This window comes from Streptomyces oceani (genome assembly GCF_001751245.1).
Taxonomy (GTDB): domain Bacteria; phylum Actinomycetota; class Actinomycetes; order Streptomycetales; family Streptomycetaceae; genus Streptomyces; species Streptomyces oceani.
Map to the genome: position 1 here is coordinate 341 of NZ_LJGU01000151.1, position 12383 is coordinate 12723.

Here is a 12383-nt window from a genome sequence, read left to right on the forward strand (position 1 = left end):
GCGCGCTTCCCCGAGAGCGCGGCGGGCCGCGCGGCCACGGCGGCCGGGCCGGCACTGTCCGCCGCCGTCCCCCCGTCGTCCGTGGCCGTCTCCTCGGTACGCCGGGTGTCCTCGCCGGCGGTCGTGCCGGACACGCCGAGCAACGCGGTGAGTTGCTCCTCGTGCGCCGAGAGGAAGTACCCGGCGAGCGCGCGGATGCTCTGGTACTCGAACAACAGGGTCTTGGGCAGCGACCCGAAGACCTGCTCCAGCCTGTTCGTCAGGTTCATGGTCATGATCGAGTCGATGCCGTACACCTCGAAGGCGTCATCGACGTCGACGCGGTCGGCGGAAAGGCGCAACTCGGTCGCGAGCACCCCTGCGAGGTACGCGCACACCCGCTCGTCCATCGACTCGTCCGGCCGCGCGGTGTCCGCGCGACTGGCCCTGCCCGCGTCCGCCACCGGCCGCGGCTCGGGTACCGCCCCTGACAGGTCCGTGGCGGGCCGCGGCACGGGCGCGTCGTCCGTGCCGTACGCGCGTGTGGAGAACCCGGTGAACCGGCAGGACACCGCGCCGTCGTCGGCGCACACGTCGATGTCAAGCTTGCGCACCCCGCTACCCGGGGTGTCGTCGGCGCTGAAGCGCACCCACGCCCACATGCGTGCGCGGAACGGAGCGAGGATCTCCACCTCGTCCACCGCGAACGGCAGGAACAGCGCACCGTCCGCACCCTCGCCGTCCTCGCCGTCCTGCGACAGCAGGCCGACAGTCGCCTGCAACGCCGAGTCCATCAGGCCCGGATGCACCATGAACTCGCCCAGCGAGTCCGCCGTCTCCGCGTGCAGTCCCAGCCGTGCGAGTGCTTGACCGTCACCGACCGCGACACTGTCCACTCCCTGATGTGTGGGGCCGTAGTCCAGCCCCAGCGAGCGGTACAGGGAGTAGCAGCGCTCCGCGTCCCACCACTCGGCGTCGCAGGCGGCCCGCGCGCTCTCCAGGTCCACCGCCGCGACCTGACCGGACCCGTCCGGCAGCGCCTGGCCCCGGCAGTGCACCACGTCGCCGTCCGCCGGGTCGGAGGACGTGATCGTGAAGCCCAGCTCCGTCTCGGACTCGACCGTCAGCGTCGTCCGCACGTGTACGGGCTCCTCGGCGACCCGGACCGGCCGCGCCCACACCAGGTTCCGCAGCCGGACTTCCCGTACGCCGTCCACCGACGCCCCGACCGCCGCCCGCGCCATCTCGACGTACGCCACACCGGGCAGCACCCGTTCGCCCTTGACCAGGTGGTCCCGCAGGAAGAACTCGTCTCCGGAGAACCGCGAGTCAAACCGCTGCACGTCCAGCGTCGACGCGTTCACCTGCACCAGCGGGTGCACCGCGGGCACGTGCCGCGCGTCGTCGGCGCGCACCGCCGCCGTGCCGAGGTCACCGACCCAGTAGCGTTCCCGCGCGAACGGGTACGACGGCAGGGACACCCGACGCACCGTGCCCGCGCGGGGGAGGGTCTCCCAGTCGAACGCCAGCCCCTTGACCCACAGATCCATCAGCTTGGCGAACCGACCCTTGTCGATCCACGCGCCGACGGTCGCCGCCATGTCGGAGTCAGCCGCGAGCGCGGCCAGGGTCTCCCGGTGCTGCTTGACCTCGCCCAGGTGCAGGTCCTCGACGTCGTCGTCGCCCTCGGCGAACGCGGTGAGCTTGCGCGCGAGGTCGGCGAGCGAGGCCACGCGCAGCGCGAGCCGCGACTCCATCGCCTCTCGTCCGACCTGCAGCGTGTACGCGACGTCGGCGAGGCGGGGAGGCGCGGAGTGCTGGCGGTCGAGCCAGTCCACCAGGACCCTCGCCCGCTCGCGCAGCCGGTCCCGGTCCTTCGCCGAGAGTACGACCACCTGCGGCCCGGCGTCTTCGGGGGCAACGTCAGACGGGTCCGCGTCGCGGTATTCCTCCACGATCACGTGGGCGTTGGAGCCGCCGGCACCGAACGAGGAGACCCCGGCGACGCGGTTGCCCGCCGCCCCGTGCGTTCCGACCCCGGACGTGGGCCGCCGCCACTCGGCCAGCTCCCGCTGGACACGGAACGGGGTCGAGCCGAAGTCGATCTCGGGGTTCAGCTCCCCCGCGTGCAGGCTCGGGGCCACCTGCCCATGGCGCAGTTGGAGCAGCACCTTGACCAGTCCGGCGGCGCCGGCCGCCGCTTCCAGATGGCCGATGTTGCTCTTCGCCGAACCGATCGCGCAGTACTGGCGCGTGTCGGTGTCCCTGGAGAACGCCCGGGAGAGGCCGCTGACCTCGATGGGATCGCCCAGGGCGGTCCCGGTGCCGTGTGTCTCGACGAAGCCGACGTCGTGCGCCGACACCCCGGCGCCGTCCATGGCCGCGCGCACCGCCTCGGCCTGTGAGGCCGGGTTGGGCACGGTGTAGCCGTGCGTTCGGCCGCCGTGGTTGACGCTGCTGCCGCGCAGCACGGCGTGGATGACGTCGCCGTCCCGCCGGGCGTCCGCCAGTCGCTTGAACAGCAGGACGGCCACGCCCTCGCCGGGCACGAAACCGGTGCCACCCGCACCGAAGCTGCGGCACCTTCCGTCGTCGGAGAGCATCCGTACCCGGGACATGAGCACGTAACTCGACGGGTGGGCGTAGACGTTGACCCCGCCCGCGAGAGCGGCGTCACAGTCACCGCGACGCAGGTGCTCCACCGCCTCGTGGACGGCGCTCAACGACGACGAGCACATCGTGTCGACGGCCAGGCTCGGGCCCTTGAGGTCGAGGAAGTAGGACACCCGGTTCGCCACCGCCGCGAACGAGGTCGCGGGGTGGAGGTTCTCGCCCTGCTCCCACAACTGCGGCCCGTACAGCTCGAAGCCGGTCGTGCACACCCCGGCGAAGACGCCCACCCGTCCGCCGTGCAGATCCGCCAGACGCTGCCGGGTGTAACCAGCGTCCTCGAGGGCGTTCCACGACTCCTGGAGGAACAGGCGCTCCTGGGGGTCCATGCTCATCGCCTCGTGCGGCGAGATGCCGAAGAACAGCGGGTCGAAGTCAGCGAACCCCTCCAGGAAGCCGCCCCACTTGCTGTAGCTCAGTCCGCTCGCGACGGCCTCGTCGCGGTCGGCGTGGAAGAAGCCCGTCAGATCCCACCGCTGCGGGGGGACCTCCGAGACGCAGTCACGCCCCGCGGCCAGGTTCTCCCAGTACTCGTCGAGGTTGCGCGCCTGGGGGAAGCGCCCGCTGACACCGACGATCGCGATGGCTTCGGCGGCGTCCGGTTCGTCCCGTACGCCGGCGGCCGGAGCGGGCTCGTCCCGTACGGGCGTCCGCTCCCCGGCGGTGGCCGAGACGGGCGGGGCCGGGGCCGCCGGCTCCGCGGAAGATGTCTCGTCGAGGCCGGTCCAGGCGAGGCACTTCTCCCTGTGTTCCGCCACGAAGTAGGCACCGAGGCTGTCCAGCGAGTTGTACTCGTACAACAGCGCGGCCGACAGCCCGGGGAAGACCTCCGCGAGCTTCCGGTTCAGTCTGGTGACGACGACGGAGTCGATCCCGTAGCTCTCCAGGCTCCCGCTCGGATCGATCTGCCCGGCCCGCAGACCGGTGACGCCACCGAGCAACCGGCCGAGCCTGTCGACCACGCTGTCGCGCAGCGTGTCCTCGTCGACGGCGGTCACGGGCGCCGCGGCGGTTCGCCCCGAAGAGGGCAGTGCCGAGGCGGATCGGGCGGGGGCGGACCGCGCCGGGACGGATCGGGCGGAGAACGTCTGACGGATTCGAGGGCCGTCGCCCTCGGCCACCATCACCTGGCTGTGTGTCGAGAGGAGGAACTCGTGCAGGACGCGAAGCCCGCTGGGCGTGCGCAGCGGAGTGGTTCCGAGATCCGCTCGGAGTGCCTGTGCCGTCTCCTCGTCGACGGTCATTCCGCCCTCCGCCCACAGGGGCCAGTTGACGGACAGGCTCCGCCCGGAACGCTCCCCGGCCGTGACGAGGGCGTCGCGGTGGTGCGCGAAGGCGTCCATGAAGGCGTTGGCGGCGGCGTAGTCCGCCTGGCCGGTGTTGCCCGTGACCGCGGCGCCCGAGGAGAAGGTGACGAAGAAGTCCAGTGTGAGGTCCCGGCTGGCATGGTCGAGGTTGACCGTACCGGCCGCCTTCGGGGCCAGAACCTCCCGCACTTCGTCCGCGCTCTTGGTACGGATAAGGCCGTCCCTGGTGACACCGGCGCTGTGGATGATGCCGTCGATCGAGCCGCGCTCCTGACGGACCGCGGCCACGAACTCCTCGACGGCCGCCGGGTCCGCGACGTCGAGCCGTACGTAACGCACCTGGGCGTGTGAGCCGCTCAGTTCCTCCAAGGGCGACATCCGCCCGGCGTCGACATGCGAGCGGCCGGTCAGGAAGAGGGTGGCGCTTCGTACGGACCGCAGCAGGTCCTCGGCGAACTTCAGCCCCAGGCCGCCCAGGCCACCGGTGATGACGTACGTGCCGCCTTCCTTCCACGGCAGCTCGGCACGTGCCACGGCGGGCAGTTCGCGCCAGACCAGAACCTCCCGCTCACCGTCGCGCCACCGCATCGCCGAGGTGTCCGGGTGATCCCGGCCCCGGAGGACCTGCTCGACCACCGGGTCCGCCCGCAACCCGGGGTCCACGAGCACCAGTTGGGGCACGATCCTCGGGTTCTCCGCCGCCGCCGTCCGCAGCATCGCGAGCAGGCCGGAGGTCAGCACGTCCTCGCCGGTGCCCGGGCAGACGAGCTGGACGAGCGTACGGGGCAGCGCCGGGTCCGTAACGAGTCGCTTGACGATGTCGAGCGCCCGGCAGGCGAGGTCAGCGTAGCGCGTGGCACTCCCGGAGGCCGGGCTCTCCAGGGCATGGACCGCCGCCTCGCCGACCCGCGCGCGCAACGTCTCCTCCGCGCGCCGCGGCCCCGCGAACAGCACGACGTGCCCCGGGACCTCCTCCGTCACGGCGTCGCCGGCCGCCCGCTCCCAGACGGGGCCGAACCTCACCAGCTCCGGTTCGGGTTCCTCGCCCGCCGGCGCTTCCCAGCCGTTCACGGCCGCCTTGAACTGCTCCTTGGAGATGCGGTTCGCCTTGAGGTCCCGCAGCAGTTGGACCAGTGCGTCGTTCACTTCGCCGCCCCTCCGTTGTCCGTTGTGCCGACCCGGGCGGCCGTGGCCGACGGGCGGAGCAGCTCCGCCGCGGCGGCCAGGTCGAGAGAGCCGTTCAGATAGTCGTCGAGTACGTTGTCGAGCAGCGGTGGCGGGCGCTCAGCGTCCGGGCCTGGGTCCGGGTCCACCGCGTCCTGGGAGCGGTTGGTCACTTCTTCGGCCACCCAGTACCGCTCCCGGGCGAAGGGATACGTCGGCAGGGACACCGCGCGCACGTCCGTACCGACGTGCAGCCTCCGCCAGTCGACGTCGAAGCCGTGCACCCACAGGTCGAGCACCTTGACGTACCTGCCCTTGGCGATCCAGGCGGCGACGATCTCGGCCATGTCCTCGTCGGCGGTGGGTTCGGAACCGCCGTCGGGGCGCACCCGACCACGGCGCAGACCGTCGTCCGTCCGCGCCGGTCGGTCGAGGAAGCCGCGCAGCCTGTCGACCAGTTCCTGGGGGGAGTCGACGACCGTACCCAGCCGCTCGGGCATGGCCGCCCGGCCAACCTGCAGGGTGTACGCGACATCGGCGAGCGGAACCGCGCCTGTCGCCGGGTCGGACAGCCACCGCAGCAGCGCGCTCGCCTGCTCCCGCAGCCGTTCCTCGTCCATCGCGGAGAGTACGACCACGAAGGGCCCGACATCCGGGACGCGCGGCGGCGCCGGTTCCGCCGGGACGTACTCCTCGATCAGGACGTGGGCGTTCGCGCCGCCCGCGCCGAAGGAGGACACCCCGGCCCTGCGCGGCACCTCGCGGGTCGCTCCGTCGACGTCCACGCGGGGACGCCGCCAAGCGGCCAGCTCTCGCTGGACGACGAACGGCGACGATCCGAAGTCGATGTGCGGGTTCACCTCGTCCGCGTGCAGCGTGGGCGCGAGCTCGCCGTGCCGCAGCTGCATCACGACCTTGCACACGCCCGCCAAACCCGCCGCGGCCTCCGCGTGGCCGATGTTGCTCTTCACCGAGCCGATCGCGCAGAACCGGGTGTCCTGGGTGTCGCTGGAGAACGCCCGCTTCAGGCCGTTGATCTCGATGGGATCGCCCAGTTCCGTCCCGGTACCGTGCGCCTCCACGTAGCTGATCGTGCCGGCGTCGACGTCCGCCTTGTCCAGCACCTCGCGGATGAGGTTCCCCTGTGCCACCGGGTTGGGAACGGTGTAACCGTTCGTCGTCCCGCCGTGGTTGACGCCGGTGGCACGAATGACGGCGTGAATCCGGTCGTTGTCCCGCTCCGCGTCGTCGAGCCGCTTGAGGACGAGCGCGCCGACACCCTCGCCCGGCACGAAACCGTTGCCGCCACGCCCGAAGCTGCGGCAGGTGCCCTCGTCCGAGAGCATCCCCAACTGGGAGAGCGCGACGTAGCCCGACGGGTGCAGGTAGAGGTTCACCCCGCCCGACACCGCCAGCTCGCACTCGTCCCGGAGCAGGTGTACGCACGCCTCGTGCAGCGCCGTGAGCGAGGACGAGCACATCGTGTCGACGGGCATGCTGGGGCCGTTCAGGTTCAGCTTGAACGACACGCGGTTCGCCACCGATCCGAAGGAGGTGTAGGGAGACGTCCTGTCGCCGCGCCGCCACCTCTCCGGACCGTGGAGGTTGTGGTCGGCACGCGTGATGCCGGCGAAGACCCCCACACGTCCGCCGTGCTGTCGCTCCAGGCGCTCCCGCGGGTAGCCCGCGTCCTCGAAGGCCCGCCACGTCTCCTGTAGGAACAGACGCTCCTGCGGATCGACCTCCAGTGCCTCGTTCGGCGTCATCGCGAAGAACAGCGGGTCGAAGTCGGCGAAGCCGTCGAGGAAGCCGCCCCACTTGCTGTAGCTCTTGCCCTCTTCCGCGGCCCGGTCCTTGTCGGGCTCGTAGAAGCCCTCCAGGTCCCACCTGTCCGCGGGTATCTCGGTGATCGAGTGCCGGCCGGACCGCAGGCCCGTCCAGAACGCGTCCAGCGTGTCGGCCTGTGGGAACCGCGCGCTCATGCCGATGATCGCGATGCTCCCGTCGTGCCCTGCTCCGGCCCCGCGCGCCGGTGGCACGGAGGAACGTGCCTCGGTGGCACCGAGGCCGGTGCCATCTGACACAGCCGCACCGGTCTTGGTGGCAGGCGCCTCGGTGGGTTCCTGGGCGGCGTCGTTCGCCTGGAGGGGGCCGTCCTCCGGGGTTGGCGCGAGACCGACGGCACGGGCGATGTCGTCCGGCCGCTCGGCGACGAGATGGTCGGCCAACGCGTCGACGGTGCCGTACTCGAAGAAGAGCGTGCTGCTGACCTGCCCCAGGTCCTTCTGCAGGCCGTTGAGCAGCTGGAGGATCAGGATGGAGTCGATGCCGTAGGTGGACAGCGGCTCTCCGCCCCTGACCGAGTCCGCCGGGATCATCAGGGTGCGCGCTACCAGGTCCTTGAGGTAGGTGAGCGCCTTCTCCCGCAGAAGCCCAGGTGTCGCCTGAGTCGGCTCCGTGCCCGTCCGCGCCCCCGCTACGGCGGACGTCTCGGGAGCCGGCGCTTCGACGGCGGCCGGCGTCTCGTCACCGTGGTTCTGACGGATCACCCCGTCGCTGGCGGCCACGACGACCTGCTGTCCGAGCGGGTGCGCGTCGGTGGCGGGGAACTCGACCGATCCGTACCCCTCCCACTCCAGCACCGCCCGCCACATGTCAGGCTCCAGCGCCGGGCCGCCCTCGGTGCGCAGCTCCGGGTCGTCGTAGAGCCACCAGCCGTCCAGGAGAGCGAACGTGAGCAGGCTGAAGGGCGTGTACCCGTTGATCTCGTTGATGACCATCGCGGCCCCGGGCCTCATCAGCGCCTTGGCGTTGCGCAAGGACTCGCGGATGTCCCGGGTGGCGTGCAGTACGTTGGTCGCGACGACGAGATCGTACGCACCCTCGGTGAAGCCCTGCTCCGCCACCGGTTTGCTCGCGTCGAACAGTTGGCAGCGCAGGAACGGGTTCTCCGCGCCGAACTCGCGCGTACCGTGGATGAGGAAGGCGTTCGACATGTCGGTGTAGCAGTACTCACCGATGTTGTACGCGTACGGGCGGAGCCGCCGCGTGACGGTGGCGGTCGTGCCGCCTGTTCCTGCACCCACTTCCAGGATGCGGAACCGGACGTCGGGGTTCTCCGCGATCGCGCGCTCGACCAACGCGACCACGCAGTCTCCGACGACGTCGTTGAAGTGATCCGCGATCATGTTCCGCTTGTAGATCCCCTCGACGAGATCGAGTGAGGACCCCGGGAAGATCATCTCGACGGCCGAGGCCGTCCCCGCAAGGATCTCGGTCAGCACGCGGACGGTCCGGTCGGCCAGGTCGGCCGTGGCCCGCAATTCCGGGTCGGCGAGCCACACCGCCTTGCCGCGCTCCCACTCCCGCTCGGCCTCGCCCGCGTCGAAGCCCTCCTCGGCGGCGGTGAAGAGCCCGGAACCGGTCTCCACGAGGTGACCGAAGCGCGTCAGGATCGTGAAGCACTCCCGCACCCACCGGTCGAACTTGTCCAGGACGCCGTTGTCCCGCTTGAAGGACTCCACGTCGAAGACCCGCCCGCGGAACCAGCCGCGCTCCCTCAGGTCACACCACAGCAGCCTGGCCAGGACCTCGTCCAGCTCCGCCGCCTTGGCCTTCGTGCCGGTACGAACCGCCCGCACCTGGTCGTCGCGGGACGGCAGTGCCGGGGTGAGCGCGGTTGTCACCGCCCTGGGGCCCAGCACACGGACCGACTCCCGCCCGTCGAAGGACTCGAACTTCTCTGGTTTGTGGGTGTTCAGGTGAGCCACCTGCACCAGCGGCGACACCAGAAGCTCCTCGACGGTGGCCATGGCGAGGGCCGGGTCGATGTCGGCCAGCCCCTCCTGCGCGTAGAGACGCTCCCTGATGTGCTGCGGCACGTCGAGGCCGCTGCCCACCGCTCCCCAGTATCCCCAGTTGACCACCTTCACGGGGTAGGCCCGTTCGACGGACAGCCGGTGGGAGAGCGCGTCCTCGGCGGCGCTGCCCGCGACGTAACTGCAGTAGCCCATGGCCGGGTTGAGGGAGGAGACCGACGAGAAGAACAGCATGAAGTCCAGGTCGTCGGCGTCGAAGACCTCCGCCATCCACGCGCTGACGTCGAGTTTGGCGCTCAGGCCCTCCCGGAACCGCCGCTCGTCGGTGTTGGGCAGGCTCTGGTCCACCAGACCGAACACGGAGTGGACCACGCCGTTGACCGTGCCGAACCGTCGCCTGATCCGCGTGTGGGCGGCGGCCAGGGACTCGCGGTCGGCCGCGTCGGCACGGACGTACCAGGGCGCGGGCCCGAGCGCCCCCAGCCTGTCGATCTTGCGCTGGATGGCGTCGTCCCGCTCCCGCCTCCCGATCCACACGACCTGGGCGCCGAACCGCCGGATCACGTCCTCGCTCCAGATCTCGCCGAGACCGCCGGCCCCGCCCAGCACGACGTACACGCCTCCCCGGGTGTAGGGGCTGTCCGCCGGCGCGGCGAGCGCGGCGGGCGCCAACCGCTGGCGGAACCACTGCCCGCCGCGCAGTGCCCGGACCGGTGGCGAGGAGGCACTGGGTGGGGCGGGCACGAAGATGTCGTCTCCCACTCCGATATCGACCGAGTTCACCCGCCAGTTGGGGAGTTCCTTCGCCATAACCTCGGCCAGGCCCAGCACGGCCGCGTCCGCGGGGTGCACCCGCTCGCCGCGCAGTACGGGCTGGGTCTGCCGGGTGAGGACGGTCCAGTTCAGCTCCGAGCCCGCGTGCCGCAGCGCGAGGAGCGCCTTGATCAGGCGGAAGAACAGGACCACCCCGCTGCCGGCGTACCGGAGCAGTGCGGTGGCGTCCGAGTCCTCGCCCGTCCGCGAGACCCACACCAGGTGCCGGATGGCCCCGACACTCCGCAGCCGCTCTGTCAGCGCGTCCACGCTGAGCGTGTCCTCGACGTCGAGGAAGACCGGTGCGCCGAACACGGCCGCGAGCCGGGCGCGTTCGGTGGCGTCCGCGCCGAACACGATCACGCCGTCCGACACGGCGGGCGCCTGTGCGGGGGTCCGGTCCCGGACCCACACGGGAGCCAGCGTCAGGTCGTTCCCGCCTGCCGGGGGCGCCGGGCGCGCCGCGGGCAGGGGCTCCACCGGCGCGGGCTCCACCGGCGCGGGCTCCACCGGCGCGGGCTCGACGCGCGCGGCGGGCCTGCTGGGGGCGTCGATCTCCTCGGACAACCAGTACCGCTGGCGTCGGAAGGGGTACGTCGGCAGCGGTGTCCGCCGGCACGCCCCGTCCGCGAAGAGCTCCGCGTAGTCCGGCTCACGATCCCGGAGGTAGCGGTCCCGGACGGTCGTGAGGTAATCGACGCGGTCGCTCTCCGCCACGTCGGCGGCCCGCCGGATACGGAAGTCCCCGCGCTGCTCCCGAGCGGTGTCTTCCCCCGGGCGGCTCTCGGACAGGTCGGCGAGCCGTACGTGCTCCTCCCTTCCCGTCGTCAGCCACTCCGTCAGTCGCTCCACCAGTTCGGCGGTGCTCCGCGCGACACAGGCGAGCCGGACCGCGCAGTGCCTGCGCCCGAGCAGCAGCGTCATGCTCACGTCGCCCAGGTCGGTGTCCGGGCGGACACTCAGGTGCTCCGCCAAGCGCTCGGCCTGGCTGCGCAGTTGCTCCGCGGAGAGCGCGGACAGCACCACGAGGTGCGGGGCCGGACGCGCCCCTTCGCGGGACCTTGCGGGAGCTTCCTCGACCACCATGTGGGCGTTGGTGCCGCTGAACCCGAAGGAGTTCAGCGCCGCGATCCGCGGGCGTCCCGGCTCGGCGATCCAGTCCCGGTGGACCGTGTTGACGTAGAACGGGCTCGCCGCGAAGTCGATGTGCGCGTTGCCCCGCTCGAAGTTCAGCGAGGGCGGGATCTCGCGGTGCCGCAACGCGAGCAGGATCTTGATGAGCCCGGCCACACCCGCCGCCGGCGACGTGTGACCGATGTTGGTCTTGACCGAACCGATGGCGCAGTACTCGCGCTTGTCGGTGTGGCCGCGGAACGCCCGGGTCAGCGCCTGGAACTCGATCGGGTCGCCCAGCCGGGTGCCGGTGCCGTGCGCCTCGACGAGTCCGATGTCCGCGGGGTCGAGACCGTACTTGTCGTACACGGCGCCCTGCAGCCGCTCCTGTGACTTCGCGCTCGGCGCGGTGATGCCGTTGGAGCTGCCGTCCTGGTTGAGGCCGGAGCCGCGCACGAGACCGTGGATGTGATCGCCGTCGGCGAGCGCGTCGCGGAGACGCTTGAGCACCACGAAACCCACGCCGTCGCCGGGGACGAAGCCGTCCGCCCGTTCGTCGAAGGTGTGGCACCGCCCGCTCGCGGAGAGCATCCCCGCCCGATGGGCCTGTAGGTAGTAGTGCGGAGCACACTGGACGGAGACCCCGCCGGCCAGGGCCATCCCGACCTCGCCGGCGCGCAGCGCCTGACACGCCAGGTGCACGGCCACCAGCGAGCCGGAGCACGCCGTGTCGACGGCGATGGCGGGGCCCCGCAGGTCGAGGTAGTACGAGACGCGGGCGGGCATGATCGACTCGGCGTTGCCCCACATGGCCTGCGCCGGGGCGTCCGCCCCTGGCGAGGGCAGGTAGTCGACGGGCTGGGTACCGATGTAGACGCCACAGTCAGTGCTCTGGGCCCCCACTCCGGCGTAGCCCGCGTCCTCGAGCGCCCGCCAGGTCTCCTCCAACGCGATGCGTTGCTGGGGGTCCATATAGGTCGCCTCGACACCGGATATCTGGAAGAAGGCCGGGTCGAACTGGTCGATGTCGTCCATCAGCGAGGCGTGCCGGGGGAAGTCCGCGCCGGGCTCGACGAACCGCGAGATGTCCCAGCGGGTTATCTCGCCCACCAGACTGTCCCCGGCCGCGAGGTGTTCCCAGAGGCGGTCGACGCTCTCCGCGCGGCCGAACCGCCCGCTCATGCCGATGATCGCGACCGGCTCCAGGTCCGGGTCGGGGCTCTCCGGCGGCGCCCCGACGACGTCCGCCGCTCGCGCCGCGGGCCCCGCGTCCGCCCGGGTGGGGGTGTCCGGACGGGTGTCCCGCCGCGCCTCCCCGGGCGGCGCCAGGCGAGCCGCGACCTGCTCCGGGAACGTCTCGGTGACGTAGGCCGCGAGGCGCCGGACCGAGCTGTGGTCGAACAGGTCGGTGGGCTCCAGTACGCCACCGAGGGCCTCGTTGAGGTCGCGGACCAACCGGACTCCGACGATGGAGTCGACGCCGTAGTCCGCGAACGAGTCCTCGACATGGATCTCGCTC

General features: G+C 71.4%; 2 protein-coding genes (1 of these 2 cut by a window edge). Both read right to left on the bottom strand.

The window, feature by feature from the left end:
* Positions 1–5102 (bottom strand): type I polyketide synthase (locus AN216_RS23375; protein WP_139140982.1); only part of this gene is annotated, 5102 nt, incomplete at its 3' end.
* Positions 5099–12383, bottom strand: partial view of an SDR family NAD(P)-dependent oxidoreductase gene (locus AN216_RS28400; protein WP_070198702.1) — the end only. 20537 nt of this gene lie beyond the right edge of the window; 7285 of the gene's 27822 nt are visible here — the last part of the coding sequence; its start codon lies off the right edge, out of view; the stop codon is at positions 5099–5101. The genes AN216_RS23375 and AN216_RS28400, both read right to left, overlap by 4 nt.